Here is a 26,347-nt window from a genome sequence, read left to right on the forward strand (position 1 = left end):
CAACGGTACGGCAGGCTGCGTGCCAGGCCCACAACTAAGATTCAGATCATGCGCGAGCCACAGTTTTCCATCCGACGAACGGAGCCAGCAGACTGGCGTGAAGTTCGCGATCTGCGCTTGGAGATGCTGGCTGATACCCCGATTGGTTTTGCCGAGCACCTTGAGGATGCGCAGCGCGCCACCGAAGCTGAGTGGCAGCGGCGCGCTGTGCGCGGGCAGAACTCGTTGGCCATTGCTGTCGCCGCCATCACCACCGAAGGCAGGTGGATCGGCACGATGGGGTGCTATATCCCTGACGCAAAAACGGGCCCGCTCCTTGTGGGCGTCTACGTCACTCCCGATTTTCGTGGCCGGAAGGCTGGCGTGACGGATGCCCTGCTCACGACCATCGAGCAGTGGGCTTTCCAGTACGGCAGCACCCTCACCCTCGGCGTGCACGAAGACAACGCTCGGGCGCGCGCCGCCTACGAAAATCGCGGCTTCACCCTGACACGGCACACGGTTCCCTACATTCTCGATAAATCCCGACGCGAACTCGAGATGATCAAGCAGCTGTAGGGCACGACCCGCTTAGCCGACCAGCGGGGGTGTTCGCGGCGGCGCGACCCGACGCTGCGACACCGCTTCGTACACGACACCAATACGCAGCAGGTCGAGGTCGGAATACGCGGCACCGGCGAAAGTGATTCCCACGGGCATCCGGATGTCATCCATCAGCCCCATAGGAACCGTGACGGTCGGGATGCCCAGGTGCCGAATCGCGAGGTTGCCGTTCGCGACCCAGACACCGTTTCGCCAGCCTGCTGCCGCCGTGGCGGGGTTCGTTCCCATATCGGCGGCGCCCACGTCGGCGACCGCGGGGAAAGCTACGGCGTCGAGCTCGTTGGCCCGCATCCATTCTTCAAGGTCGATGCGGCGGGTTTCTTCGAGGCCGCGCACGCCCGCTTCGAGCTCGGGGATGTCGGTGAAGGTGTCGTAGGGGTGGTCGCGCACCTGAGTCGGATAGACGGCGATGTCGTCTTCGAAGCCGTCGTAGCGATCATGCGGGGCGCCCGGTGTCGTCGGGAAGATCGTGCTGCCGTCGACACCCACGATGGTGTCGAAGTTCGGGTCGCCGTTGGCCTGGAGGAAGTCTTCCCACGCCCACGCCGAGAGATCGACGATTTCGCGCTTCAGGAACTCGGGGCTCACCAGACCGCGGGTCGCGATCGTGGGGGCACCAGCCCGGTCGGCTTCGTAGTTCGAGACGACCGGAAAGTCGACCTCCACCACGGTCGCGCCGGCTGCTTCGAGGTCGCGACGCGCTTGGTCAAACAGGGTCAGGATGCTCGGGCGGGTGTCAATCGCGGTTCCTGTCGGACCGCCGACACCGCGCGTGCCCGAGCCCGCCTCGGTATCGCGGTTGATGTACATCCGGGGAACGCCGAAGCGCTTACCCGCCAGCGGCAGCGCCGCAGCAGCGTTCGCTGCCCCGGCCGCAGCATCCGCATCCGCCGCAGCTTCAGGCGCGAGCGACAGATACGTTTCCGGCCGCAGGCTAGAAGCCGCCGGAATCTCTACCCACGGCTGCGAGCGCCAGAAGTCACCACGGGCATCTTCATCGTCGAACACGATGACGTCGAGCACGGCGAGCAGGTCGGCCATGGTGCGGGTGTGCGGCACGACGACATCCATCGTGGGCACGAGGGGCCAGTTGCCGCGCACCGAGATCACGCCGCGCGACGGCGTGTAGGCGCACAGCGCGTTGTTGGAGGCGGGAGCCCGGCCGCTCGACCAGGTCTCTTCAGCCAGGCCGAAGGCCGCAAAACTTGCGGCCGTTGCGGTGCCAGAGCCGTTCGACGATCCCGAGCCATAGGCGGCGGTGAGGTACTCGGAGTTGTAGGGGCTCCCGGCACGGCCATACACGCCGGGCTGCATTCCGCCGTTGGCCATCGGGGGCATGTTGGTGAGGCCGAGGCAGATGGCTCCGGCACCGCGCAGGGCACCAATTGTGGCAGCATCCCGCATCGCGCGCAGGTCGGCGAAGGCGGGGCTGCCGGCCGCTGCGGTGAGCCCTCGGTGCAGGTAGCTGTCTTTGGCCGTGTACGGGATGCCATCGAGCGCTCCCCGCAACTGACCGGCGGACCGGCGCGCATCAGATTCGCGCGCTTCGGCGAGCGCCTCGGGGTTCGGCACCACGACGGCGTTGAGCATCGGACCGCTGCGGTCATAGCGGTCGATGCGCGCGAGGTAGGCGGTGACGAGTTCTTCGCTCGAGAGGGCGCCAGCCGCGAGCGCCGCTTGCAGTTCGGCTATCGAGGCTTCAACGACATCGAAGGGACTCATACGATTGCTCCCGGTTCTTGCACGGCAGCAGCGCCGTCTGCCCTCACACTAACTCCGGGCACTTTCGGCTGCTGTTGGGTGATGCAATGGATGCCTCCGCCGCGCGCGAAGATTTCTCGGGAGTCGACCATGTGCACGGTTCTGCCGGGATACGCGTCGGCCAAGATTTCGGCGGCTCGGGCATCCGCGACTTCGTCGGCAAACCCGCACCCGATGACTCCCCCGTTGACGACGAGGTGGTTGACGTAGCTGTAGTCGACGAAGCCATGGTCGTCGCGAAGGGTCGCGGGCGCCGGCAACTCGACGATCTCGAAGGCTCGACCGGCAGCATCCCGCTGGCTCTCGAGGCTGGCCCGGATCTCGGCCATCACCTGATGGTCCGGATGCTCGGGGCTGGGCTGGGCGTGCAGCAGCACGCGCCCCGGCGATGCGATTGTCGCCACGATATCGACGTGCCCGTTGGTGCCGAAGTCGTCATAGTCGCGGGTGAGGCCGCGTGGCAGCCAGACCGCATGGGTCGCGCCAATCGTGCGCAGCATTTCCTGCTCAACGCGTGCTCGGTCAGCGAGCGGATTACGGCGCGGGTCGAGCTGCACCGTGTCGGTCAGCAAGACGGTGCCTTCGCCATCCACGTGTAGTCCGCCGCCCTCGGCAACGAGAAGCGAGCTAACGAGTTCGGCACCCGCAGCTTCCGCGACGAAACGACCGATCTCAGCCGACTTCGCCCACTCCGCCCACGCGGGCGCACCCCACCCGTTGAAGATCCAGTCGACAGCGCCGAGCACGCCCGGCCGCTCATCGTCGAGCACGAACGTGGGCCCGATGTCGCGCATCCAAAACTCGTCGAGCGGTGCTTCGACAAGCTCAATGCTGCTGGCGAGCATCCGTCGAGCACGAAGCATTTCAGTGGGGTCAACCACCATTGACACAGGCTCAAACTGGGCGACGACGTTAGCCACATCGGCCCACGCGGCATAGCCGAGTTCGCGATCGGCATCGGTCTCACCGAGGGTTTCCCCGACGCGCGGGAACGCCATCCACGTGCGCTCATGTTCAGCGGTTTCGGATGGCATTCTCCAGCTCATGACTAGCCTTTCGACGCTTCGATAATGGATGCCGCGAGCCGCTGTCCCACGCGAATAGCACCGTCAACGTGTTGGTACCCTTCCGCCGCGAGGTCGCTGGAGCCGAATTGAATTGGCCCCACCGGCTCAAGCTGCAGAGCGCCGTACCGCGTGAGCCCGCCGAGGTCGAAGCTCGCGGCATACGCACCGCGGGTCCACTCTTCGGAGGCCCAGTCGCTTTCGTAATACACGGCCGGAGTGAGTGCTTCGTCGCCGTAGTAGGTCGCGAGCGATTCGAGGATGCGCTGCTTGCGTTCGACCGGGTCAAGCGCGAACAGTTCGTCGGCCTTCTCCCCCGACACAAAGCCCACGAGGGTGCCACGCTCTTCGCCGTGGTTGGTGTTGTCGTACGCCTCGTGCACGATTTGGTACGGGCTAAAGGCTGTGCCGGAAAGCCCGGCCGCGCGCCAGAACGGAGTCACATAGGTCGCGTGCACTTTGATGACGAGACCGAGGGAAGAGTGCTGCTGCATTTGCTGGCGCATCCGTGGCAACGCAGGAACGTAGTCAATGCGGTCATAGAGGTTCGGTGGCACGGCAACAATCACGTGCTCGGCACGCACCGCTAGCTCGTCGCTCGTGACGGTCGCGCCCGTGGCATCCCATTCGATTCGGCGAACGGGCTGCGAAAGGCGAACAACGTCGCCACCCAGGGCGTCGGCCATGAGCAGCGGAACCTGCTGAAGCCCACCGACCACGCGCTTATCGAGAATGAAGTCGGCGTCAACGAGGTTGCTGAAGCTGCCAGCACTGGCGGCCATGAGCAACGCCTGCAGCAGCGAGAACGAGTGGGCAGGCTTCGTGAGCATCGCCTCGGCAACGTAGAGCGCAATGTTGTCGACAGCTTCGGCATCCGCACTCTGGCTTTCTAGCCACGCGCGGTACGAGATGCGGTCGAATTCTGCGGCCAGCGGATGCTCCCACGGAGCCTGAAGGTCGAGCTCAGCCACGAGGGCGTCAAGCACCTTAATCAGTCGGGTGATCTCGGCTTCGGTTGCTTCGCCGGCGGGGAAGATGTCTCCGGTGAAGCGACGCGCAACACCATCGCGCGACACGTAGACACTCTCGCCTTCGCGGTAGCGGGAGTAGGTTTCGAGGCCGAGTTCGGCGAGCATGTCGATGAGTGCGGTTTGGTCAGGAGAAACCCACTGGCCGCCGATCTCATACATCTGCCCGTCGATGTCGTTCGTCCAGAGACGACCACCAATGCGGTCACGCGCTTCAAGAACGATCACGCTCTTGCCCGCGCGAACGAGAGCCCGTGCTGCGGTAAGGCCTGTGGCGCCGGCTCCGACGATGACAACGTCGTGGTTAAAGGTGTTCATACCCTCCATTATTTACCACCTGTTCAATAAGAGTCAAGAACGGCTACACTGCGAGGATGGCAGCAGGCACAACTCGACGACGAAACGCCACCGAGCGAGCATCCGAAATTCGTGACGCGGCTCAGGCCATCGCCCTCGCCCGGGGACTTGCCGCGATCTCCTTGCGCAACCTCGCCGCCCACTGCGGAGTAACCGCCCCGCTCATCACGCACTACGAACCCAACATGGAAGCACTAGTGGCTTCGACCTTCGCGTCGATCGCAGAAAATGAGATCGCCGAAGTCGAGCGCTACGCTCTCGCGCCAGCCGAACCCCTCGATCAGATTCGAGCGCTCATTGAGGCCATCGCAGACCCGGCGCGCGATAACGTCGGCGAAGTCTGGACCGATGCGTGGAGCCTCGGCCGCCGCAACGAGTCGCTCGCCGAAGCCGCTCGCCAGTCAATGGATTCCTGGCATGCGCTCGCCATCAGGATCATCCGCGCCGGTCAGGATGCCGGGCAGTTCGCCCCAGTCAACCCGGAGCGCGCCGCCCTCGTGCTCTTCGCCCTCGTTGATGCCACCTCGGCGTACCAACTTGTGAACTTCCGCACCCGCGAAACCCGAGAGTCACTCGTGCGCGAGACCCTCGAGGACATGCTCGACATCCCGTTGGGCTAATTGTACGAACCGGTCCAAGCTGCGAAAAACCCGAGTTCCGAGTTCGATTCATTGAGCGGAATCCCGAAGTGTGTTTGAGTTATCAGCACGGAGGGGAGTAGTCCCCGCGAAGCTCATCGTCATTACGGTCGTGTCATCATGACCCGGTGCAGCTAGGGCCCGAAAGGGCTCGACGAGACCTCCAGAATTTCTAACATTCTGGAGTTGTTTCATGAACGTCCCTCTGTGGGCTTGGCTCGCCGTTATCGGCGTCATCCTCGTGATGCTCGCCATCGACCTGATCGCCCATCGCACCGCTCATGTCATCAGCGTGCGCGAAGCCGCAGCGTGGTCCGTGATCTGGGTCGCGTCCGGCGTGACCTTTGGTGGCATTATCTGGTGGCTGTTTGGTGCGGAATTCGGCCAGCAGTACTTTGCCGGCTTCGTTATCGAGAAGTCGCTTGCCGTTGACAACGTCTTCGTCTGGGCAATCATCTTCTCCGCCTTCGCCGTACCCCCACAGTTTCAGCACCGCGTGCTGTTCCTCGGGGTCATCGGTGCTCTCGTGTTTCGTGGCATCTTCATCGCCGCCGGTGCAGCCCTGCTCAGTAGCTTCGCGTGGGTGCTGTACGTATTCGGTGCCTTCTTGGTCTTCACGGGCGTCCAGATGCTGCGCAAACGAAACGAGCACTACGACCCCGAAAAGTCCGTCGTGCTCAAGATCTTCCGTCGCCGCGTCCCCATGACGGATGCGTTCTACGGTCAGAAGTTCGTCGTGCGCAAGGCGGGCGTGCTGCTTGCTACCCCGCTGCTGGCCGTGCTGGTTCTTGTCGAGATCACCGACATCGTGTTCGCCGTTGACTCGATCCCGGCCATCTTCGCCGTCACCGACGAAGCGTTCCTTGTGTTCACCGCCAATGCCTTCGCGATCCTCGGCCTACGAGCAATGTACTTTCTGCTCGCTGACCTCATGCACCGTTTCATCTATCTGAAGATCGGCCTGGCTCTCTTGCTCGTCTGGGTCGGAATCAAGATGCTCTTGCTCGACGTGTATTACATCTCGACGACTCTGTCGCTCGGTGTGATTTTCGTCATCCTGGCCACGTCGATCGGCGCGAGCCTGTGGGCGACGCGCGGCCAGCCCCGCCACGCGATCGAGACCCCCGCGGGCGGCGGATTCCGGATGGCGACCGAAGACGAACTCGCCGAGGTCGATAGTGTGGCCACGTGAACCCATTACTTCCGGCAACCTATGACCTCGTTTACTCCCTATTTCTTGGCGGCTTTTTTCTGCTGAACCTCTTCATCTCGTTCTTGGTCGCCGGCTCAGCTAAGCGCAAAGATCGCAGCTTCGGATCGTTTTTCTGGCTATCGTTCGCCATGGGGTTCCTTATTCCGGCATTGGTAGTTGCCGCGCTGCCCTTCCGCGATGACGACCCCAACCGTCCGAGCAACAAGCCTCAGTTCTAGAGCTGCACCACGGCGCCAGCGCCCCCGCACGAAAAAGCCCCGCATTCACAAGGAATGCGGGGCTTTTGCTGGCGGTACCGGTGGGATGTGAACCCTCATTCCCTCCCTGTGCACAGGGTTATCGTCCTCAAATTCTCCGCATTTCCGGCATTTCGATCATGTCGTCGCACTTGAGACATTGCGGTTTTGTACCAAGTGTTGCCACTTTTCATCACGCGCTGCGTAGACGTGTTTGGGCGCGGAAGCGGCGAGCGAAGCCATGTGATGCAGCTCTACCGCGCAGTAATGGTTTTCCACGCATTCCGAGAACTCATCTCCCATCGCCAAACCGGCATCGTCATAGAACCCTGTCCGTGCAGCGCACCAACATGGCGGGATCAACGAAGCACGATTTTGGCGCTTTCGGCAGTTCTGCATGCCTCGTGCTCGACCGCGAGTGGGATCGTTAGGGTTCCTGTGTAACACGAGCAATGCTTGGTGTGTGCGAGTGGTGATGGGTTCGCCGCAGCCGGCGTATGCCGCGACGGACGCCCCGCTCGTATCGTGTGCGCAGCAATTCACTTGATGCTTGCTTGCATCAGTTATGACACTCGGAGAATGGTTGAGGCGCCCACCCGGGGGCTGAGCATGGAGCCGTCGCTCTCGCTCTTGCCTGTGTCGCTCCCGCGGCCCGATGAGCAGGCGTCCAGTTCCATAGAGGTAATTAGCGGACAGTTTCGAGGACTCTGCCGACGGTCAGGAAATCGCTGCGGTCGCCCTCGTTGCAGCACCAACTTCCGACGACCTCGTAGTCGGTGTGAACTAATCCCGCCATTAGAAGTAGGAGGAACCCCGCCACAAAATTCAGAAAGCCACATCTCCACCTTGGGTGCCGGATGTGCCTCATGGACGGTCGTAGTTGGACAGAGTTTTGACCCGTCAATAGATAGTGATACTATCCGATAGTGCAAATATCCAAACCTTCCTGGCAAGCCGTCGCTCCTCTTTCTGCGGTGAAGTATTACCAACGCGAGGGGTTATTTCCTGAAGGAGTTCGATCTGCCCCCAATCAGGTCGAATACGAGGAGCTGCATGCCGAACGTGTTCGACTTACCCGTGCGTTGCTGGAAACGGCTGGCCTTTCGATCGCCGCGACGAAGGACATCATTCGGGCGCCGAATACTAAGGGTGCGCCGTTTGCCGAGATATTCAGCGTCGCATCGTACGCGATGGGCACACCGCGGGTTGTAGGGTCTCTTCCCCGTGACACCTCGCGGGGCACGTGATGCGCCTTGCCCGCTCACAGGGTTGGAAGTTCACCGACGATAGTCCCGGGATTGACCGCTCGGTGCGAGCCCTAGACGGATTAGACGCGATCGACTTAGACGCTCCGAGCGAGTATTTGGGCGCGTATGCATCAGCTGCAGCGACCGCGGCAGCTGCGGACCGTCACGCCCTGACCATGCTGTCGGACCCGGACCCGGACCCGGACCAGATAGCGGAATTTATGGTCGTCGGAACCGCTCTCGGAGATCCACTTTTTGCCGGACCGCGTCGCATCGCCCAGGAAGATGCTACCCACAAGTTTTTCCATACCAACCAGAATCGAGACAAGTCATGACCACTACCCAGCAGCTACACGTCGTCCTCGGCGGGAACGGGGTTATCGGGCGTGAGACCATCCGAGCCCTTCTCCGACGCGGCGAAAAGATAGCCTCAGTTGGCCGCCGGCCGTCCACCATCGACGGCGTGTCATCCATCACTGCGAACCTCCTGACCGCCGCGGACGTGGCGCATGCCCTCACCGGCGCGCAGGTCGCGTATCTCACTGCGGGCCTGGCCTACTCGTCCACCATTTGGGCGCAGCAGTGGCCGATCATTCTTCGCAACAGCATCGACGCCGCGATCACCAACAACACCCATCTCATCTACTTCGACAATGTTTACGCGTATGGGCTCGTCGACGGCCCCATGACGGAACTGAGCGCACTCCGCCCCGTCAGCAAGAAAGGTCGCATTCGAGCAGACGCGCTCACGGCCCTCCACACGGCGAAAGAAGAACGCGGGCTTTCCTTCACTGTCGCGCGCAGCGCCGACTTTTACGGCCCCGAGGCGACAACCAGCGCCTTCAACACTTTTGCCCTCGCCAAGATCGCGGCCGGCAAACCCGCAAGCTGGCTTTTCGATGCAGACCAACCGCACTCGCTCACCTACACACCCGATATCGGCGAGTCCCTCGCAATCCTCGGCACCCGCCCTGCGGACAGCGGGAACACCTGGCACATCCCGACGGCGCCGGCGCTCACCGGCCGCGAATACCTGCACCTCGCCGGAGCACCCGACTCACGCATCAACGTGACGTCTGCAACGACCCTGCGAATCGGAGCTCTCTTCAACACTGCAGCGCGCGAAACCCTCGAGATGAGCTACCAATACACCGCACCGTATCTCTTTGATTCCACGGCCTTTGAAACCGTCTTCGGCATCTCACCAACACCCATCACAGCTGGCATCACCACGTCATTTGCAGCCGAAAGGGCCTCCTCATGAGCACCATGGTCACGCCGACCCAAAATAGGGCCACTAGTGCCGTTTGAAAACAGGACCACTATTCGTATTTTCTACAATGCCGCATCAGCTCGGGGCCGGTCACCGTCAGGGCGCGGGCCCATTCCCGTTCGTGAGAGGTGACGTTCACCCCGTCGTGGGTGACGTTGACGGTGTCGAGGCTCGCGGTCACATCGACGAGCCGACCGATATCGCTCTTGACTTCTCTGGCGTCTGCGGAGCCGATAGATGTTCCTGATTGCTCTGGCGGATATCCGCAAGCGCGACTACTGACCACGCTGACAAAGCTTTCGAGCGGGTCGCGGCTCACGACCTGCGGCACCGGATCACGCTAGGACACCTGCGATGTGCTGCCAGTTTGTTGCCAAATGGCGACATGCGGAAAGCAAAAGCCCCCTAACTTCCTTGTAAACACCAGGAAGTAGGGGGCTTTTCTTTGGCGGTACCGGTGGGATTTGAACCCACGGTGCGCTTTCACGCACACAACTTTTCGAGAGTTGCACCTTCGGCCGCTCGGACACGGTACCGGGAGAGAGTTTAGTACAGATATCGGTGACGTGCGTTCACGGGTTGCGGCGCATCCAGTTGAGGCAGTGCACGAGCAGGGCACTTGCTACGCAGAATGCGCCAGCGGTGATGCAGATCGGTGCTGCGACCTGAGCGAGGTTGAACAGCTCCCAGCTGTTTTCGTTGATAGTGCCACGACCATAGAGCCCCTTGAACGCCCACCACAGCCCTCCGACGCCGCTCGCCATGAGACCACCGCCCACCGCCCAGAGAACGTAGATCCAGGGGTTGCGGGCGAGACTTTTCGGCGTGGGGGTCGCGACGGGGTCAGCGGATGCGGCCGCGTCATCCAGATACTGTGACTGCGGCGCCGCCGAGGGATGAGTGTCGCCACTGGCCCGCGAAGGGTCAGGTTCCCGGGCGGAGAGGGTGGCGGTCGCTGCCGCTGCTGTGGCGCGATCGTCGGTAGGGACTCGCGGAACCGGCGACACCACGGCGGCGGGATCAGGTTGACGGTAGCTGTCGACGTTGCGGGCGGCGCGGGTGTTTTCTTCGCGCTGGCCGCCCTCCCCTGCTGCGTAACCTCGCTGAAAAACGGGGTCGAATCGGGGGTCAATGTTTTTGTCTTTCGCCACGGTGCTCCCTTGTTCGCTCCCTCATCGTAAGCGGGAAGCATCCATAAGTCGCGCATTCCTCAAAAACGATCGAGGAGTGCGGCGCGCCCTCTCCCGCACGCATTTCGCGCTCAGCGGATCTCTAGTTACCCCGATAGATTGGGGCCCGCATACCCCCCTAGGTATGCTTGGTTGATGAGCACTTCCCCCACGCACCGCACCCGCCGCATCCTCGTCATTGGCGGAGTTGCCGCCGGCATGTCCTTCGCCACCCGCATGCGCCGTCGCGATGAACACGCCGAGATCGTCATCTTTGAGCGCAGCGGTCACGTGTCGTTCGCCAACTGCGGCCTTGCCTACTACCTCGGCGGCGTCATCACCGACCGCGACGAACTTCTCCTGCAGACCCCCGCCAGCCTCGGCAGCCGTTTTGGCCTCGACGTGCGCGTGAACCACAACGTCACCGCCATCGACCCCACCCAACGCAGCATCACCGTGCACAACCACGTCGACGACACCATCAGCACCGAAAGCTACGACGAGCTCGTCATTGCAACGGGCGCGAGCGCGGTCATCCCCGCCATCCCCGGCAGTGAGCGGATGCTCGTGCTGCGCAATATCGAAGACGTCGACCTGCTCCAGTCCTCCCTCGACGCCCTCGACCCGGCGACTGCGAACGTCGTCGTCTTGGGTGCCGGCTACATCGGCATCGAGATGGCCGAGAACCTCGCTAAGCGCGGGCTTAGCGTCACACTCGTGCAGCGCCCCGCCCACGTTCTGGCAACCTTCGATTCCGAAATGGTGACCCCGATTGAAGCGCACCTGCGCGAGAACGGTGTTGCCCTCCACCTCGGCACGGAAGCGATCGCGATGGATGACACCTCCGTCCAGCTCAGCGACGGCTCCAGCGTTGCCGCAGACCTCGTCGTTGCGGCCGTAGGGGTGCGACCCGACAACGGGCTCGCCGTGCACGCTGGCCTCGCTACGGGGCCAACGGGCGGCATCCGAGTCAGTGCTGGCTATCAGACCAGCGCACCCCATATCTATGCGATCGGCGATGTTGCCGAGAAGGTCGGGGCCATCACTGGCGAGCACGAACTCGTTGCGCTCGCCGGGCCGGCCAACCGTGACGGCCGCTACCTTGCCGACACTCTCGCCGGGGATGACGTGCACTCGAAGCCAGCACTGGGCACCGCCATCGTCGGCGTTTTCGATCTCACTGCCGCCAGCCTCGGTTCGACCGAACGCGCGCTTCGTGCTGCCGGTCGCGACATTCGCGTGATTCACACCCACCCGGTTTCTCACGCTGGCTACTACCCGGGCGCTCAATCGTTGTCGCTCAAGCTCATCGTCGACGCCAACACCGATCTCATCTTGGGAGCCCAAGTTGTCGGTCGCGAGGGTGTCGATAAGCGAATGGATGTGATTGCCACCGCCACGAGCGTCGGCCTCACCGCGAGTGCTCTCGCTGATCTCGAACTCGCCTATGCGCCGCAGTATGGCTCAGCGAAAGACCCGATCAACCACCTCGGCTATGTCGCCAAGAACCTCCGTGATGACCTGAGTGCCTCGATCCAGTGGCACGAAATCGCTGCCGAGCTTGAGGCCGGCACTGTGCTGGTGGATGTTCGCACCCCCGCCGAATTCGAGCGCGGCGCCATCCCGCACGCCGTCAATATCCCGCTCGACGATCTGCGTGCCCGCTTTGGTGAGCTCGATGACCGCCGCGTGATCGTGCACTGCCAGGTCGGACAGCGCGGCCACACCGCCGTGCGCATCCTGACGCAGCACGGCATTGACGCTGTCAACCTCGATGGCGGCTACCGCACCTGGCTCGCCGCGAACGCGTAACTTACCCCTCCCCGTACCCACCTGATCGACGTCACTCCCAAGGAATCCCCCATGAACACCGTCACACCCCAGACCCTCTCCGAACTCACCAACCCTGTCGTTATTGACGTGCGCGAACCCGTCGAATACGTTTCGGGGCATGCGCCAAAGGCCGCAAGTATTCCGCTCGGCGAACTCGTTGCTCGCGTCGAAGAACTCGACCGCGACGAGACCGTCTACGTCATCTGCGAAAGCGGCGGCCGCAGTGCTCAGGCCGTCGAATGGCTCAACGCCCAGGGCTTCGACGCCGTCAACATCGAGGGCGGAACCTCCGCCTGGCGTACCGCTGGTCTACCCGTTACGAAAGGCAATTAGTCATGACCACCTCTGAAATCGCTGCCTCCACGGATGCCGCTACCGGGCACGACCCCGAAGCGATGCGCAAGGTGATGAACCGCCTCAAGCGCGCCGAAGGTCAACTGCACGCCCTCATCCAGTCGATGGGAGCCGAGTCGAACTGCAAAGACGTCGTGACGCAACTCGCTGCCGTCAGCAAGGCACTCGATCGCGCTGGCTTCATGATCATCGCGAACGCCCTGCAATCATGCTCGACGGATGATGCGGATGGCGAGGGCAGCCACGATGGAATGTCCCCGGCAGATATCGAGAAGCTGTTCCTCACTCTCGCCTAGCAGTGTCGGTCGTGCCGCCTAGGGTTGAAACATGGCCCGAGCTGTAAGTAATTTTCGCTGCACTGAGTGCGGCTGGACGAGCATCAAATGGGTGGGCCGCTGCGGCGAATGCCAGCAGTGGGGCACCGTGACCGATGCGGGCGCAGCAACAGGCATCACCAAGCGTGTGGCCACCGTTGCCGTCTCTGACACGAGCGGCGCACGCTCCATCACCGAGATCGGTGCCGAGTCCGTTGCGCACTGGCCGAGCGGCATCGCGGAGTTCGACCGCGTGCTCGGCGGCGGTGTCGTGCCCGGCGCTGCCATTCTGTTGAGTGGTGAACCCGGCGTCGGCAAGTCAACACTGCTGCTCGAAGTGGCATCGCGGGCTGCGGCATCCGGTCAGCGTGTTCTCTACGTCACGGCCGAAGAGTCGGTCAGCCAAGTTCGCTTGCGCGCCGAACGCACCAACGCCCTGCACCCTTCGCTGTTCTTGGCCGCCGAAACCGATCTCGGCACGATCCTCGGTCAGATCGATCACGTCAAGCCACAACTCGTGATCGTCGACTCCGTGCAAACTGTTGCCTCCGCCGCGACCGAAGGTATCGCCGGCGGGCCATCGCAAGTGCGCGAAGTCGCCTCCACACTCATCAGGGTTAGCAAAGACCAGAACCTGCCCATTCTGCTCGTTGGCCATGTCACCAAAGACGGCACCATTGCGGGCCCACGACTGCTCGAACACCTCGTGGATGTCGTGCTCCAGTTCGAAGGCGACCGCCAGACGGCGCTGCGCTTTGTCCGCGCCCACAAGAACCGTTTTGGCTCCACCGAAGAAGTCGGCTGCTTCGAGATGACCGGCGAAGGAATCGCCGAAGTCTCCGATCCCAGCGGGCTCTTCCTCTCCCACGCCCGCCAACCCGTGAGTGGCACGTGTGTCACGATCGCCCTCGAGGGCAGGCGCGCCCTGCCTGTTGAGGTGCAGGCGCTCATCGTGAAGTCTCAAGCTCCCCAACCGCGTCGCGTCGTCAACGGCGTCGATGCCTCACGAGTGGCCATGTTGCTCGCGGTGCTTGAGCGGCGAGCGGGTATTCCCCTATCGACATTCGATGTCTATGTGTCGACGGTGGGCGGCATCCGCGTCACCGAGCCCGGAGCGGATCTCGCGATTGCACTGGCAATCGCCAGTGCCTACAAAGACAAAGCGTTCTCCGCCACGATGGCCGTCGTCGGCGAAATCAGTTTGGCCGGCGAAATTCGGCCAGCATCGTCAGCGAAACAGCGACTGGCAGAAGCGGCACGGCTGGGCTTCGACACAGTCATTGATGCCGACGCTGCCCACGTTCGCGAAGCCCTCCGCTTGGCCTTCGCCGGGGCGACCGAAGAACGCGTGCACATCCCCGAGTTCTGAGCCGACGAGTCACGCTCCTCCCCCAGAACGCAGCAACGGCGGCCCATCCGAAGATGAGCCGCCGTTGCGACGCTAGGTGGTGAACTGTTGGCTAGCCGAACAGGGTCCAGAGACCCCAGTCCTCTACGCGCCAGCTGATCCAGCCGTTCTCACGCTGCAAGCTGACCAGGATCGAGTCGCTCTGGCCATTGGCGGGCTTCACTGCACGACATGTGAACGTGTCGCCCATGAGAACCGGCGGAGTTGCGGGGCAAGAAAGCTCGATGTTTGCGCCGAGCGTCGCAGCCTGAGCCTGAATCGAACTCTCGATCTGGTTGCTGAACGTCTGCGGAATCAAGGAGATGAGGAGTCCGGGAAGGATCAACATTCCGATAACCAGCGACACGATCGTGCCGGCCCACGTGGCGATCGGCGCGATGCCCTTGCCCGTCTCCTTCATGGTGCGCAGACCACGAACCACTAGGTAAACCGGTGCGGTCAGGAATGCCCACGCAGCGTTTGCTGGTTTTTCGTGACCCCACACCTGCAGCAGCAGGTTGTCGTAGGCGGCGAGGCCCAGAACGACGATGTACGGAGCAATCCAGACGACGAGCAGCAGCGGCAAGTTGCTACCGAGGCCGGCGCCTGCAATCAGGAACATGCTGGTCAGAAGCTGAACAAGTGGAAGGATCGCGATGAGCCAGACAGCCGCGTTGTACGTGCGGTGTTGGCGGATCTCGCGCTCGGGTGCCTCTTCTTCCTCGGCGTAAGCGCTGAGGGTGGATGCACCAGGCATCGAGTTCGCGTGGGCGTTAGCCGACTTCGGCAGCAGCATTGGCTCATCGGCCTGTTGCGCGTCGTCAATGGGTGCCTCGAGCTCACGCAATGTCATTGCGAGAAGCGGCTGAGCACTCAGTTCGTCGTGAACTGCTGCAGTCTCGGGCTCCGGCTCGCTACGAGTCTCGGTCCTGAGGTAGTCACCGGTGTCATGACGTTCACGATCGCGCTGTTCGCGCCGCGACGGAAGCTCGTCTACGTCGTCGTCATAGTCATCGTCGGCGAACGCCAGCTTGGTAGCTGGCTGCACAACGATAGGGGCACGTGCATCTGAGGTGTGCTCAGTCCAGGCTTGGGCATCCCACCAGCGCAACTGGGGCAAGCCCAGAGGGTCTGGGTACCATCCCGCTGGCACACCGAAACTGTTGTCTTCCACGTTGAACAGAGTAACCGTCACAGACAAGGGATAGAAAGGCCTGTTTATAACATTGATGCCGCTGTGAGTCTGGATGTAACCCTAAAGAGTGCCGAAATGGGCCTTAAATGGTCTATTTTGGGGTGTTTGTCCCCTGAACTGGGTCAGAAGCCTGATTCCTCCCGGAAGGCAAATATTTGCCCCAAGGCCGTCAACAAGCAGTCGGTCTAGGAAAGAGTGAGGGCATCCAAGATGTCATCGGGCGATGCTTGCATCGTGTGGGGGCCCGCTACGTCGAACCAGACAGACTCCAGAACGCCTCGATTGGTCTCAAGGAACGCGCGCAAATCATCTGCACGATAGGCGACGACCTGATGGTCAGTCTCCTCCGGCAGCATGGCCACATAGGCCTCAACCGACGAGAACAGCAAGAGCATGTATTTGTCTGCTTCACCGCGCCGGAACACTCGCACTTGCGCTTCGTTCTCGCTCGACGCTGCGGCGTCATCCGTCGCATCCGTCGCATCCGTCGCATCCGTCGCATCCGTCAGCAACGGCACCATGACTCGGTCGTTGCGCAGCGCCAGAGCAACCGCTACGGGGTCGCCAGCTTCGAGAGCTTGAGCGAGCAAGGGGGAACTGAATTCGGCGCTCTGCGCCGCGGAGGTTGAGGAAGCCATGGCCTATCCGGGTTAGTTCAGCAAGAACTGTTTGGTGCTGTCAGAGGCGATATCACCAAGCGAGACCTCAAGGTGGTAGCTGGCGCCACCCGCGGTAACAACGGGGCGGTCTGACTCGCAGGTGTCGGTGGCGGACCGGGTGCGATCCCACTCGATCGAACTCGACTGCACCGGCACACCAGGCTGCAACACGACCGTGCCCGGCTCGCCTTCGGTCTGGCAGTGCTTTGAGTTCCAAATTTCATCGCTACCACTGGTGACGACAAACTCTTGGATGTCGCTGCCGGCCTCGATAGCGCACGGCTCTGTCATGGTGCTCTTGATAGAGAACGACAGCTGCGGGTTCTGGCCCTCGGCGTAGCTTGATTCGTCGGTGATCGCCTCAAGGGTGAGCTTCGCGGGATCGCAGACAAGCGAGCCAGAGGCATCAGTGGCGGCTGGCGTGCTGGATTCGGCGGCCGAGGGATCCGTCGTCGACGTCGTTGTAGACGTGGATGCGGGGTCCGATGAGGCCTTAGGGCCGAAGACAATCAGCAAGATGATGGCGATGACGGCAAGGAGTCCTAGCCCGACGATCAAGCGCCGGCGCCAGTAGACGCTGCTTGACTGCGGGCCGACAGGGTTCCTAAACGTCGACATACCGCAAGGCTAAACGTCTGAGGCCACTAAAGGTGTTTCAGCATGCGCGTGTTGCCGAGGGTGTTGGGTTTTACACGGGAAAGATCCAGAAATTCGGCCACGCCCTCGTCAGGTGAGAGCGCTAACTGCGCAAATACGGTCGGATCGACGATTTCTTCCTCAACCGGGTCAAAGCCATGGCGCTGAAAGAAACCGGTTTCGAAGGTCAGGCAGAACAACCGGTCAAGACCCAGCGCGCGAGCATCCGCTTCAATCTGATCCATGAGCGCATGGCCGACGCCCTTTCCCAGCCATTCGGAGGCGACAGCGAGGGTGCGCACTTCGGCTAGGTCGTGCCACATCACGTGGAGGGCACCGCATCCGACAACGGAGCCGTCGGGCGCGACAGCCACCCGAAACTCTTGGACTGCCTCATAAAAGACGACAAGGTCTTTACCGAGCAGGATGCGCTCGTTCACCAAGGGCTCGATGAGGCTCTGGATGGCCCGCACATCATGCGTTCGTGCCGGGCGGATGCTGAAGGTGGTCACGCAGTAACGGTACCGCTCAGGGGCGCACAGCCCCACACCGCGCGACGAGTTTCACTGAACACCAGCTCCCGCCGGCAGCGGGGCGATTGCCAGGTGGCTGGTTCCGTTAACGACGAAGCGGCTGCCCGGCACCAGAAGGTGTCGTGCAGCCGCTTCGTCGTGTGGCTAGTGCCGCGGTGGCAAGGTCGGAGGTTTAGGCCTCGACCTCGGCCGGCTCCTTTTCGGGGAGACCCGGCTGGCGGCTCGTGACGAACACGAACTTGTTGTCAACGAAGTCAACGTGTACGTGGTCGCCGGCGTTGAGCTCGCCGTGAAGGATCTTCTCGCTGAGCGCGTCTTCCACTTCGTGCTGCACTGCGCGGCGAAGCGGTCGTGCACCGAGGGTGGGGTCGAACCCAACTTCGATGAGACGCTCCTTGGCGGGAACAGTGATCTCGACGGTGAGGTCGCGATCCATCATGCGCTCGGAGAGACGCTTGATGAAGAGGTCAACGATCTGCAACAGTTCTGGCTTGCTCAGCTGCGGGAAGACGATGGTCTCGTCAACACGGTTGAGGAACTCAGGCTTGAAGTGCTTCTTGAGTTCTTCAACAACCTTGCCGCGCATGCGGTCGTAGCTTGTTGCCGAGTCACCTTCCACCTGGAAGCCCATGGGGCCAGCGGTGATGTCCTTCGTGCCGAGGTTGGTGGTCATGATGATGACGGTGTTCTTGAAGTCGATCACGCGACCCTGACCGTCGGTCAAGCGACCCTCTTCGAGGATCTGCAGGAGCGAGTTGAAGATGTCGGGGTGAGCCTTCTCGATCTCGTCGAACAGCACAACGCTGAATGGCTTGCGGCGCACCTTCTCAGTGAGCTGGCCACCCTCTTCGAATCCAACGAATCCGGGAGGGGCACCAAACAGTCGCGAAACGGTGTGCTTCTCGCCGTATTCACTCATGTCGAGCGAGATCATGGCTGACTCATCGTCGAACAGGAACTCGGCAAGAGCCTTCGCGAGCTCGGTCTTACCCACACCGGTCGGACCGGCGAAGATGAACGAACCACTCGGACGGTTGGGGTCCTTGAGGCCTGCACGCGTGCGGCGGATGGTCTTGGAGAGAACCGAGATGGCTTCCTCTTGACCAATGACGCGCATGTGGAGTGCCTTCTCCATGAAGATAAGGCGGCTGGACTCTTCTTCGGTGAGCTTGAAGACGGGGATGCCGGTTGCTGCTGCCAGAACTTCGGCAATCAGACCTTCATCCACGATTCCGCTCGCGCCGACGTCGCCCGACTTCCACTGCTTCTCGAGGCGAAGACGCTCGCCGAGGAGCTTCTTCTCTTCGTCGCGCAGGCTTGCAGCCTTCTCGAAGTCTTGGTCTTCGATGGCGCCTTCCTTACGCGAGCGAACGTCGGCGATCTTGTCGTCGAATTCGCGCAGCTCAGGAGGTGCCGACAGGATCGACAGACGCAGACGTGCGCCGGCCTCGTCGAGCAGGTCGATGGCCTTGTCTGGCAGGAAACGGTCGGCGACGTAACGGTCGGCGAGGTTCGCTGCGGCAACAATGGCACCGTCAGTGATGGATACCTTGTGGAACGACTCGTACTTGTCGCGCAGTCCCTTAAGGATGTTGATGGTGTGCGGCAGGTTAGGTTCGTGCACCTGCACGGACTGGAAGCGGCGCTCAAGCGCGGCATCCTTCTCAAAGTGCTTGCGGTATTCGTCGAGGGTCGTCGCACCAATGGTCTGGAGCTCACCACGAGCCAAAAGCGGCTTGAGGATAGAGGCTGCGTCGATGGCACCTTCAGCAGCGCCGGCACCCACGAGGCTGTGGATCTCGTCAATAAAGACGATGATGTCGCCGCGGGTGCGGATCTCCTTGGTGACCTTCTTGAGGCGCTCTTCGAAGTCACCGCGGTAACGGCTACCAGCAATGAGACTTCCGAGGTCGAGCGAGTAAAGCTGCTTGTCCTTCAGCGTCTCGGGAACGTCGCCAGCAACGATCGCGTTGGCGAGACCTTCAACAACAGCCGTCTTACCGACACCGGGTTCACCGATGAGCACGGGGTTGTTCTTGGTGCGGCGGGAGAGGATCTGCATAACGCGTTCCATCTCCTTCTCGCGACCAATAACGGGGTCGAGCTTGCCATCGCGAGCGGCCTGAGTGAGGTTGCGGCCGAACTGGTCAAGAACCTGCGATCCCTTGTCGGGCGCAGACTCGTTGCCACCAACGGCAACCGCCTCTTTGCCCTGAAAGCTGCCGAGGAGCTGGATGACCTGCTGGCGAACCTTGTTGAGGTCAGCGCCGAGCTTTACGAGCACCTGAGCGGCAACGCCTTCACCCTCGCGGATGAGACCCAACAGGATGTGCTCGGTGCCGATGTAGTTGTGACCAAGCTGAAGCGCTTCGCGCAGGCTCAGCTCAAGTACCTTCTTGGCACGCGGCGTAAAGGGGATGTGGCCGGTCGGCTGCTGCTGACCCTGGCCAATAATGTCTTGCACTTGCTCGCGCACGGAGTCGAGCGAAATACCCAAAGACTCAAGCGCCTTTGCGGCAACGCCTTCACCCTCGTGGATGAGGCCAAGCAAAATGTGCTCTGTGCCGATGTAGTTGTGGTTGAGCATCTTGGCCTCTTCTTGGGCCAAAACGACTACACGACGGGCGCGGTCGGTAAATCTCTCAAACATCTCTTCACTCCTTAGATACCGCTACAGATTCGGTACCGATGTAAAGAGACTAACCAGAGAAATCGCGAAATAGGCCCCTGTTCGCCCTAGGCGTGACTGTGCACGGCTAGCGCTAAGAAACGCGCAGACCAGCTTGCGATGTTCAACGCGGAGGCGTGGGCTAGCGGCTAGTAGTAGTCGGGGGTGCAGAACCCGGGAGCGATGTCTTCCATCGAAGCAATGCCGCTCGCGGACAGGGCATCGAAGAGTAGTTGGTCGTCTGCGGTCTGCTCGATTGTTCCGTCGCAGGGAGAGACATGAAAATGAAATTCGCGCTCGAAAGAGAAGTACCGAAAACCAACCCCGGTCAGAGTGGTGGCGCCGGCTGCAGCAGCCACGATCGCAGGCCAGTCTTCCTCACGATATTCCCCAGAGAAGATGGACACATCCCGGCCCTGCACTACGGTGTCGTCATCCGTCCAGTGCACCGTCGCACCCTCCGGCGAATACTCCGGGAGGTCTTCACCGAGGTCGTACCACGAGTTCTGCTGCAGCGGAAAAACCTGGCGGATCTCCTCGACGAGCTCAATCACCTCCTTCGGCGGAAGTCGACCGTTGACACTTAGCCCAGGCAGCGACCACGCTTCGTAGCCGCTGTTGCTGACAGCGGAGAACAAGTTGCCGTCGCTCGCCTGAATCGGAACAATCGCAGCGACCGCGTCGTAGTTGTCAATGAACTGGGTGATCGTTTCTCGCGGAGGCGTTCCTCCGGGCGCTGAGACTATTCGCGAATAGAAACCGTCATCGTAACCGCTGGGGAAGAGGATCATATTGAGCTCAGTTCCGGCCGCCTCCTCGAGCGCTTGCCAGTAGGTGAAGTTGTCAGCCACCACGTCCGGATCAAGCCCGAGGTTTGCAACCCGAAAACTGCCAGCGGCATCCCCCGCTACTCGAATCGTGAAGGCCGAAGGCAGCGCGGGTTCTCGCATATTGCCGGATGCACCATTCATCGTTGCGGCAATGGCTCGCGTCTGTTCCGATGCAAAGCCTTCGCTCACATCGACCTGGACCATGACGGCGCTCTCCCACAGCTCGCTCGATATCGCGGTGGCAGACACTTCACCAATGCCCGCAATCTGCCGCACGCTCGCGATGCTCTCCACGAGAAGCTGTTGTTGCGAAGGAGTGAGTTCGTCGATGGGGAGTCCGCTCTCTCCATCACCGAAAGGCGTGCAGCCTCCCAGCGCCGGCGCAAGCAAAGCGGCCGCCACAATGGCGCCCATGACCCGCCGCTGAAAATTCATGACTCAACCTTACGTTTCGTCTGCCCGCAATGAGCGCAGATCGAGAGAGCCCGTCATGAGGCGCACAAGTGGCCCTTGCGTGCCATATCGATAAGCATTATGTTAACGATTGTCGTTAGTATTGATAAACGTTGGGACAATCGCCATGAAAATATCACCGCGCACGATCAACCGTCTCGAAATTCTCGACCGTCGAGGGCTTCGGACCATCACCATCGGAGCTCTTGTCGTGGGCGTCGTGAGCCTCGTCTTCTTTGCTGTTCGGACGTTCTTCATCCTGACCGCGCACACTCTCACCGTGGCGGGGCTGCCGATCGAGAACTCGAGTTCTCCGGACTTCGCCGACGGAGTCAGCCCGATCAGCAGTGCAACCTACGACTCCGTCACCCTCGCCATCGACGCTCCGCCCACCGTTGTGCGCTGGATCATGGTCTCCGAGACAGCACTCAGCGCCCTACTCGCCATCGGCCTCAGCGTGATCGTGTACTTCCTCGGCAAGCGACTACTCAAACAGCGACCCTTCGCTCGCTCGGCAACCTGGGCAGCGCTCGCGGCCGCAATACTTGTCATGGCCGTCGGCACCTTCACCCCGCTAATTCAGGCCATCCTGAACGCCGAAGTCGTGAAGTTCCTTGGAGACGGAGTGCTCGCAACGAACGGCACCGGTGAGGGCCTCGTGATATTCGAGATAATTCTCGATCTCGCCCCACTCGCCTGGGGCCTCGCTCTCGGTGTAGTCGCTGGGGTGTTCGAATTCGGTCAACGCCTGCAGCGCGACACCGACGGACTCGTCTGATGGCGCCTGCGGACGTGAACGACGCCACCGGCATCCACTGTCGGCTCGATGAACTGCTCGAGCAACGAGCGATGACGCTCACACGGCTGAGCGAAATTGTGGGCGTGAGCGTCGTGAACCTGTCAATTCTGAAGAACGACCGAGCCCGCGCCATCCGATTCTCGACGCTGTTTGCGGTGTGCGAAGCTCTCGAATGTGAAGTTGGCGAGCTTCTCGTGACTGCTGGACGCTAAGCAACGCAGCGGCTAATTCGGGAAGCACGCGCCAGGGCCCGCACCCTCAAACAGCTTCGCGCCGGAGGCTGCGACATCTTCGAAGAAGAGGTCATCGTCGGCGGTGACCACTACCGAATCGTTGCAGGCAGACGTGTGCATCCAGAAAACCCGATCGCGCGTGGCGAATTGAAAGTTGACTCCCTCGATTTCGCTCGTGCGAGTCGCAGCCCGAATGGCGTTGCTGCGCGATTCATCGGTGTATTCGTTGCTGGAAACGATGACCGATGTTAGGCCGTAGTCCGCGCCAGGTGGCCCCCAACCAACTTGGAACCCTTGCGGAAAGTCCGCATCGCCACTGACGGCATCCGACTCCACCGGGTAATAGAAAAGCGGCATGATCGTGCGCAGATCGCTCACGAGCTCGACGAACCTCAGTGGCGCAAGCTCCCCCACCGATTGGATGCCCGCAAGCTGCCAGTAATTCTGGCGATCATCCTCGACAAGCTCCACCTCTTGGAGAGCGCCGTAGTTCGCAATCGCGCGATCAGTTGCCTCCTCGAAATCTGCCTGATCCGGAATCGCGATCGACCGAACCCCTAGCGTCCAGCCATCGCCCGGAAGAATTTCAAGCCATAGCTCGGTGTCGACCGCTGCTGACGCGGCCCGCCAGAATTCGAAGTTCTCGACAAAGCTCTCATTCGATTCCGGAACCTCCCAGAGGTCGAACTTTCCTGTGGCATCGTCCGCGAGAGTCAGACTGAAGTGGGGTTCAACCGCCACCTGTTCGATTGCGGCATAGCCGTCACGAAACTGTTCCGAGAGCTGCCCCAATTGGGCGCCGTCGATAGTCGGCGTAGCGACCACACTGACTCTGCCGATGTTCCCGAGATAAGTGTCGGCTTGGAGTTCATACGACGCCGCTTCCACCCCATCAAGACTCTCGAGTTCGGCGACCGTCGCCGCAAGTACGGCGTGAGCGAGCACATCACCCCCTGCTGAAGCGACCACGTCAGAAGCTTGCTCGATCAGCGAGCAACCGCCAAGGACGAAAGAAAGAGCAACGGCGCCCGAGATGAGTGCGGGCAGGCGTCGAGAACTTGTCATGATTTAAGAGTACTTTTCCGGTCGCGATTCGGCCTGCCCCCGAAAGGGTTGCGGCGCGCTTCATAACCAAAGTTAATCATTCTGTAACGTTATGCGGGTGGTGTTTACCCATAAGGTGTCGTTATGCAGGACGCACCGCACGAATCCGCCACCCTTGACGAACTGACGCGCGCGCTCGACCTTCACATGCTGCGCATCCTCGTCGCCATCCAAGAGACCGGCAGCGTTTCGGCCGCCGCACGGCGCCTCGGCTTCAGCCAGCCCGCCATCACCCAACATCTCAAGCGCAGCGAAGCTCGCCTGAACATCGCCCTCGTCGCGCGCACTCCGCGTGGCATGGAACTCACCGAAGCCGGCGCCCTGCTCGCCAGCCACGCTCCGCGCATCGATGCCGCCATCACGGCCGCAGCCAGCGACCTCACCGCTCACCTCGGACTCGACCGGGGCGCTGTGCGTCTCGCCGCGTTCCCCGCCGCCGTCGCCAGCATCATCGCGCCACTACTCTCGCGGCTCGATCGCGAGTTTCCGGGCATCCACGTCGAATTCAGCGAAGCAGTACCGGATGCCGCCCTCAGCGCCGTCGCCGAAGGTCGCGCCGACATCGCCCTCGACTACCGCTACGCGAGCGACCACACCATCGCATCGAGCTCGCACACGAGCCCGGAGGGACTGCGATCGCGCTTCCTGCTCTCCGAAAACGTGCTCGCGATTGTGCCTCGGGCCACCGCCGATCAGCTCGGGGCGTCAGCCAGCGTTGCGGGGCTTCTTCCGTTTACGTGGATCGGCGGCCCGGCTACCTGCACCGAGCAGCTTGTTGCCGTCGCGACCGCCCTCGGCGAAAACCCCACCCTGCGGCACGATGTGACAACCACCGGCGCAGCACTCGCGCTCGTGGCATCCGGCATCGGTGTGACGTTCCTCTCAGAACTCGCCTTAGCCACTACCGCCTTGCCCGACGGCGTCGTGGCCCTCGAATTGCAACCCAAGCTTCGTCGACGCATCTATGCGACAACGCTCGACGACTCCGCCGACACTCCAAGCATCGCAGTGGCCCTTCGGCTGCTGGCCATGCGCGAGGTGGCCCGGAAAACCAACAGTGACCGCGCGGCACTGTCACAGCACTCGCACCTCCAACGCGCGAAATTTGCATCCTCTCCTTTTTCACCTCCTGTAACGCTCACCGAAAGGCACGAACTTCGCATGAGATCGACTAACTCCACCCTGGCTAAGGGGGCTCGGGCGTCCACAGTCGCCGTCGCTGCCTCGGCCCTGCTGCTCGCGGGCTGTGCCACGTCGAGCACGCCCACTGGCGACGGCAACATTGACACCATCACGGTTGCTCTACCCGGCTCCCTCTCGAGCCTCTATGTGGGTGCCGAGAGCGGCATCCTCAACTACTACATTGCCTCCATCACTCAAGAAGGTCTTGTCTCGATCGACGCCGACGGGGCCCTGCAGCCCGGCCTCGCCGAATCGTGGGACCAGCCGGACGACGTGACCTACGTTTACGAGCTGCGCGACGATGCGATGTTCCAAGACGGCACCCCGGTGACCGCCGACGACGTTGTGTTCAGCCTCGAGCAGGCGCGCGACGAAACCAGCTCGCCCGGCCTTTCGTACTACCTGGGTGGCGTGGAGAGCGTCGAGAAGACCGGCGACCTCGAAGTCACCGTGACCCTCTCGGCCCCTGATGCAGCATTCGCCGCCAACATGAGCACGGGTGGCGCGGCCTTCATCACTTCGCAAAAGTTCTGGGAAGAGAACAACGGCGAAGTCGGCACCAGCAGCGCCCTGCTTCTGGGCTCGGGCCCCTACAAGGTCACCGAGTTCGTGCCCGACTCGCACGTTAACTTCGAACGCGTTGACAGCTGGTGGGGCGACCTTCCCGAGGTGAAGAACATCAACGTGAAGTTCATCCCGGATGAGGGAACTCGTCTTCTTGCCGCCCAGTCTGGCGACATCGATGTGGCGTTCAACGTGCCACTCGCGCAGTCGACCCAGTGGGAAGACCTCAACAACATGCGTGTCGATTACGTCAATGACCTTTCCTATGTCGGCATGTACTTCAACACCGCCCTCGAGCCGTTCAACGACCCGAAGGTGCGCGAAGCATTCGCCCACAGCGTCGACCGCACCACGATCGTCGACAAGCTGCTGCGCGGCCACGGCGAAGTAGCGACTGCCATCGCGACCCCCGAATCCCTCGGAAGCGTCTACAGCGCCGACGATGCGCGCGACCTGCTCGCGACCATCCCGCAGTACGACTTCGACCTCGATGCGGCTGCTGCAGCACTGGCCGCCTCGGACCACCCGGATGGCTTCGAGACCGACATTCTGTTCCCCTCCACGGGACCGCAGCTCGGCACCGCCGCTCAGTCGCTCGCCGAGAACCTCTCCAAGATCGGCATCACGCTGAACGTGCGCGAGGTTCCCATCGAGGAATGGCTCGCGAGCCTCGAACAAGACAGCAGCTACGGCGTTGGCCTCATGTGGTACTTCTCCACGCTGGGCGACCCTGCTGAAGTGTCGACGTACATGCTCGGCGACTACAACATCTCGAATTACGAGAACCCCGAAGTTCTCTCGCTCTTCGAACGTGTCGGCGCTGAGACCGACCCCTCTGCCCGCATCGACCTCCTCATCGAGGCCGAAACGCTGCAGGCAGAAGACATCATCAGCGTTCCACTCTGGTGGGGACAATCCGCAACCGCGTTCTCCAAGGACATCGACATGAGCAGCTACAGCTCATTCGCGTTCATCTCCGCGTGGCCGACCCTGCTCACCCCCGCTGGATAATCT

Annotated in this window: 24 protein-coding genes, 1 tRNA gene and 1 pseudogene; 13 read left to right on the forward strand and 13 right to left on the reverse strand. The window is 61.8% G+C overall.

Features of this window, described 5'->3' with window-relative positions; translation table 11 throughout:
* Nucleotides 1–48: 48 nt before the first annotated feature.
* Nucleotides 49–558, forward strand: coding sequence for a GNAT family N-acetyltransferase (locus tag ACWFSR_RS12415; RefSeq protein ID WP_447522498.1), 510 nt, complete (start codon nucleotides 49–51; stop codon nucleotides 556–558).
* Between the two features lie 12 nt (nucleotides 559–570).
* On the opposite strand, the gene ACWFSR_RS12420 is transcribed toward ACWFSR_RS12415, so the two are convergent.
* The 3 genes from ACWFSR_RS12420 to ACWFSR_RS12430 are packed head-to-tail and all read right to left on the reverse strand — an operon-like array spanning nucleotide 571 to nucleotide 4,774.
* Nucleotides 571–2,325, reverse strand: a complete 1,755-nt coding sequence (locus ACWFSR_RS12420; protein WP_447522499.1) for an amidase — start codon at nucleotides 2,323–2,325, stop codon at nucleotides 571–573.
* Nucleotides 2,322–3,410, reverse strand: coding sequence for an agmatine deiminase family protein (locus tag ACWFSR_RS12425; protein WP_447522500.1), 1,089 nt, complete (start codon nucleotides 3,408–3,410; stop codon nucleotides 2,322–2,324). Before ACWFSR_RS12425 ends, ACWFSR_RS12420 begins: the two co-directional genes overlap by 4 nt.
* 2 nt (nucleotides 3,411–3,412) lie before the next feature.
* Entirely contained in the window at nucleotides 3,413–4,774 is a 1,362-nt protein-coding gene (locus ACWFSR_RS12430) for a flavin monoamine oxidase family protein (protein WP_447522501.1), read from the reverse strand.
* Nucleotides 4,775–4,830: 56 nt separating this feature from the next.
* Here ACWFSR_RS12430 and ACWFSR_RS12435 point away from each other — a divergent pair, with 56 nt between their 5' ends.
* The 5 genes from ACWFSR_RS12435 (at nucleotide 4,831) to ACWFSR_RS12455 (ending at nucleotide 9,411) form a co-directional block, all read left to right on the forward strand.
* Entirely contained in the window at nucleotides 4,831–5,433 is a 603-nt protein-coding gene (locus ACWFSR_RS12435) for a TetR/AcrR family transcriptional regulator (protein ID WP_447522502.1), read from the forward strand.
* Between the two features lie 211 nt (nucleotides 5,434–5,644).
* Nucleotides 5,645–6,643, forward strand: a complete 999-nt coding sequence (locus tag ACWFSR_RS12440; RefSeq protein WP_447522503.1) for a TerC family protein — start codon at nucleotides 5,645–5,647, stop codon at nucleotides 6,641–6,643.
* Nucleotides 6,640–6,882, forward strand: coding sequence for a hypothetical protein (locus ACWFSR_RS12445; RefSeq protein ID WP_197106538.1), 243 nt, complete (start codon nucleotides 6,640–6,642; stop codon nucleotides 6,880–6,882). The genes ACWFSR_RS12440 and ACWFSR_RS12445 overlap by 4 nt, the downstream gene beginning before the upstream one ends.
* Nucleotides 6,883–7,874: 992 nt before the next feature.
* The gene (locus ACWFSR_RS12450; protein WP_447523449.1) at nucleotides 7,875–8,147 is read left to right on the forward strand and encodes a MerR family transcriptional regulator; all 273 of its coding nucleotides are present in this window, start codon (nucleotides 7,875–7,877) and stop codon (nucleotides 8,145–8,147) included.
* 331 nt (nucleotides 8,148–8,478) lie between these two features.
* The gene (locus tag ACWFSR_RS12455; RefSeq protein WP_447522504.1) at nucleotides 8,479–9,411 is read left to right on the forward strand and encodes an NAD-dependent epimerase/dehydratase family protein; all 933 of its coding nucleotides are present in this window, start codon (nucleotides 8,479–8,481) and stop codon (nucleotides 9,409–9,411) included.
* 88 nt (nucleotides 9,412–9,499) lie between these two features.
* Here the strand turns inward: ACWFSR_RS12455 and ACWFSR_RS12460 are convergent.
* From ACWFSR_RS12460 to ACWFSR_RS12470, 3 genes and pseudogenes are all read right to left on the reverse strand, one after another.
* Nucleotides 9,500–9,619 (reverse strand): annotated as a pseudogene (locus ACWFSR_RS12460) (Mu transposase domain-containing protein); the annotation flags it as partial.
* Nucleotides 9,620–9,866: 247 nt separating this feature from the next.
* Nucleotides 9,867–9,956 (reverse strand) — tRNA-Ser (locus ACWFSR_RS12465).
* 36 nt (nucleotides 9,957–9,992) lie between these two features.
* Nucleotides 9,993–10,571, reverse strand: a complete 579-nt coding sequence (locus ACWFSR_RS12470; protein ID WP_447522505.1) for a hypothetical protein — start codon at nucleotides 10,569–10,571, stop codon at nucleotides 9,993–9,995.
* A gap of 174 nt (nucleotides 10,572–10,745) precedes the next feature.
* On the opposite strand from ACWFSR_RS12470, the gene ACWFSR_RS12475 reads away from it, so the two are divergent.
* From ACWFSR_RS12475 to radA, 4 genes are read left to right on the forward strand one after another with little or no spacing between them, the layout of a single operon-like run.
* On the forward strand, nucleotides 10,746–12,401 hold the full coding sequence (locus ACWFSR_RS12475) for an FAD-dependent oxidoreductase (protein WP_447522506.1): 1,656 nt from the start codon (nucleotides 10,746–10,748) through the stop codon (nucleotides 12,399–12,401).
* 51 nt (nucleotides 12,402–12,452) lie between these two features.
* Complete coding sequence (locus ACWFSR_RS12480) at nucleotides 12,453–12,755, forward strand: rhodanese-like domain-containing protein (RefSeq protein ID WP_197106543.1); 303 nt, start codon at nucleotides 12,453–12,455, stop codon at nucleotides 12,753–12,755.
* A gap of 2 nt (nucleotides 12,756–12,757) precedes the next feature.
* Complete coding sequence (locus tag ACWFSR_RS12485; RefSeq protein WP_197106544.1) at nucleotides 12,758–13,072, forward strand: metal-sensitive transcriptional regulator; 315 nt, start codon at nucleotides 12,758–12,760, stop codon at nucleotides 13,070–13,072.
* Between the two features lie 31 nt (nucleotides 13,073–13,103).
* Nucleotides 13,104–14,459 carry a DNA repair protein RadA gene (gene radA / locus ACWFSR_RS12490; protein ID WP_197106545.1) on the forward strand — a complete coding sequence of 452 codons (1,356 nt, stop codon included), beginning with the start codon at nucleotides 13,104–13,106 and terminating at the stop codon, nucleotides 14,457–14,459.
* 91 nt (nucleotides 14,460–14,550) lie between these two features.
* Here the strand turns inward: radA and ACWFSR_RS12495 are convergent, their stop codons facing one another.
* The 6 genes from ACWFSR_RS12495 to ACWFSR_RS12520 form a co-directional block, all read right to left on the reverse strand.
* On the reverse strand, nucleotides 14,551–15,672 hold the full coding sequence (locus ACWFSR_RS12495) for a DUF2510 domain-containing protein (RefSeq protein WP_447522507.1): 1,122 nt from the start codon (nucleotides 15,670–15,672) through the stop codon (nucleotides 14,551–14,553).
* Nucleotides 15,673–15,857: 185 nt separating this feature from the next.
* Nucleotides 15,858–16,310: an SseB family protein gene (locus ACWFSR_RS12500; RefSeq protein WP_447522508.1), complete on the reverse strand. Its 453-nt coding sequence runs from the start codon at nucleotides 16,308–16,310 to the stop codon at nucleotides 15,858–15,860.
* A 12-nt stretch (nucleotides 16,311–16,322) separates the two neighbouring features.
* Nucleotides 16,323–16,949, reverse strand: coding sequence for a hypothetical protein (locus ACWFSR_RS12505; RefSeq protein WP_231599639.1), 627 nt, complete (start codon nucleotides 16,947–16,949; stop codon nucleotides 16,323–16,325).
* Between the two features lie 26 nt (nucleotides 16,950–16,975).
* Nucleotides 16,976–17,479 carry an amino-acid N-acetyltransferase gene (locus ACWFSR_RS12510; protein ID WP_447522509.1) on the reverse strand — a complete coding sequence of 168 codons (504 nt, stop codon included), beginning with the start codon at nucleotides 17,477–17,479 and terminating at the stop codon, nucleotides 16,976–16,978.
* Between the two features lie 193 nt (nucleotides 17,480–17,672).
* Nucleotides 17,673–20,150 (reverse strand): ATP-dependent Clp protease ATP-binding subunit, encoded by a 2,478-nt coding sequence (locus ACWFSR_RS12515; RefSeq protein ID WP_197106549.1) that lies wholly within the window; start codon nucleotides 20,148–20,150, stop codon nucleotides 17,673–17,675.
* A gap of 167 nt (nucleotides 20,151–20,317) precedes the next feature.
* Nucleotides 20,318–21,433: a hypothetical protein gene (locus tag ACWFSR_RS12520; protein WP_447522510.1), complete on the reverse strand. Its 1,116-nt coding sequence runs from the start codon at nucleotides 21,431–21,433 to the stop codon at nucleotides 20,318–20,320.
* A 145-nt stretch (nucleotides 21,434–21,578) separates the two neighbouring features.
* Between ACWFSR_RS12520 and ACWFSR_RS12525 the strand changes: the two genes are divergently transcribed.
* Entirely contained in the window at nucleotides 21,579–22,229 is a 651-nt protein-coding gene (locus ACWFSR_RS12525; RefSeq protein ID WP_447522511.1) for a hypothetical protein, read from the forward strand.
* Nucleotides 22,229–22,462: a helix-turn-helix domain-containing protein gene (locus ACWFSR_RS12530; protein ID WP_447522512.1), complete on the forward strand. Its 234-nt coding sequence runs from the start codon at nucleotides 22,229–22,231 to the stop codon at nucleotides 22,460–22,462. The genes ACWFSR_RS12525 and ACWFSR_RS12530 overlap by 1 nt, the downstream gene beginning before the upstream one ends.
* A 12-nt stretch (nucleotides 22,463–22,474) precedes the next feature.
* Here the strand turns inward: ACWFSR_RS12530 and ACWFSR_RS12535 are convergent, their stop codons facing one another.
* A complete protein-coding gene (locus ACWFSR_RS12535) occupies nucleotides 22,475–23,548 on the reverse strand; it encodes a hypothetical protein (protein WP_447522513.1) in 1,074 nt (357 codons plus the stop codon).
* Nucleotides 23,549–23,671: 123 nt separating this feature from the next.
* On the opposite strand from ACWFSR_RS12535, the gene ACWFSR_RS12540 reads away from it, so the two are divergent.
* Nucleotides 23,672–26,344: an ABC transporter substrate-binding protein gene (locus tag ACWFSR_RS12540; protein WP_447522514.1), complete on the forward strand. Its 2,673-nt coding sequence runs from the start codon at nucleotides 23,672–23,674 to the stop codon at nucleotides 26,342–26,344.
* The last annotated feature ends 3 nt before the right edge of the window (nucleotides 26,345–26,347 follow it).

This window comes from Salinibacterium sp. NYA9b (assembly GCF_976973725.1).

Bases quoted from the DNA above. Each gene is read 5' to 3' on its own strand.
- ACWFSR_RS12500 (WP_447522508.1), bottom strand. From the start codon at position 16,310: ATGGCTTCCTCAACCTCCGCGGCGCAGAGCGCCGAATTCAGTTCCCCC.
- ACWFSR_RS12505 (WP_231599639.1), bottom strand. From the start codon at position 16,949: ATGTCGACGTTTAGGAACCCTGTCGGCCCGCAGTCAAGCAGCGTCTAC.
- ACWFSR_RS12485 (WP_197106544.1), top strand. From the start codon at position 12,758: ATGACCACCTCTGAAATCGCTGCCTCCACGGATGCCGCTACCGGGCAC.
- ACWFSR_RS12435 (WP_447522502.1), top strand. From the start codon at position 4,831: ATGGCAGCAGGCACAACTCGACGACGAAACGCCACCGAGCGAGCATCC.
- ACWFSR_RS12530 (WP_447522512.1), top strand. From the start codon at position 22,229: ATGGCGCCTGCGGACGTGAACGACGCCACCGGCATCCACTGTCGGCTC.
- ACWFSR_RS12540 (WP_447522514.1), top strand. From the start codon at position 23,672: ATGCAGGACGCACCGCACGAATCCGCCACCCTTGACGAACTGACGCGC.
- ACWFSR_RS12525 (WP_447522511.1), top strand. From the start codon at position 21,579: ATGAAAATATCACCGCGCACGATCAACCGTCTCGAAATTCTCGACCGT.
- ACWFSR_RS12535 (WP_447522513.1), bottom strand. From the start codon at position 23,548: ATGACAAGTTCTCGACGCCTGCCCGCACTCATCTCGGGCGCCGTTGCT.
- ACWFSR_RS12520 (WP_447522510.1), bottom strand. From the start codon at position 21,433: ATGAATTTTCAGCGGCGGGTCATGGGCGCCATTGTGGCGGCCGCTTTG.
- ACWFSR_RS12430 (WP_447522501.1), bottom strand. From the start codon at position 4,774: ATGAACACCTTTAACCACGACGTTGTCATCGTCGGAGCCGGCGCCACA.
- ACWFSR_RS12455 (WP_447522504.1), top strand. From the start codon at position 8,479: ATGACCACTACCCAGCAGCTACACGTCGTCCTCGGCGGGAACGGGGTT.
- ACWFSR_RS12440 (WP_447522503.1), top strand. From the start codon at position 5,645: ATGAACGTCCCTCTGTGGGCTTGGCTCGCCGTTATCGGCGTCATCCTC.
- ACWFSR_RS12515 (WP_197106549.1), bottom strand. From the start codon at position 20,150: ATGTTTGAGAGATTTACCGACCGCGCCCGTCGTGTAGTCGTTTTGGCC.
- ACWFSR_RS12420 (WP_447522499.1), bottom strand. From the start codon at position 2,325: ATGAGTCCCTTCGATGTCGTTGAAGCCTCGATAGCCGAACTGCAAGCG.
- radA (WP_197106545.1), top strand. From the start codon at position 13,104: ATGGCCCGAGCTGTAAGTAATTTTCGCTGCACTGAGTGCGGCTGGACG.
- ACWFSR_RS12480 (WP_197106543.1), top strand. From the start codon at position 12,453: ATGAACACCGTCACACCCCAGACCCTCTCCGAACTCACCAACCCTGTC.
- ACWFSR_RS12415 (WP_447522498.1), top strand. From the start codon at position 49: ATGCGCGAGCCACAGTTTTCCATCCGACGAACGGAGCCAGCAGACTGG.
- ACWFSR_RS12475 (WP_447522506.1), top strand. From the start codon at position 10,746: ATGAGCACTTCCCCCACGCACCGCACCCGCCGCATCCTCGTCATTGGC.
- ACWFSR_RS12425 (WP_447522500.1), bottom strand. From the start codon at position 3,410: ATGAGCTGGAGAATGCCATCCGAAACCGCTGAACATGAGCGCACGTGG.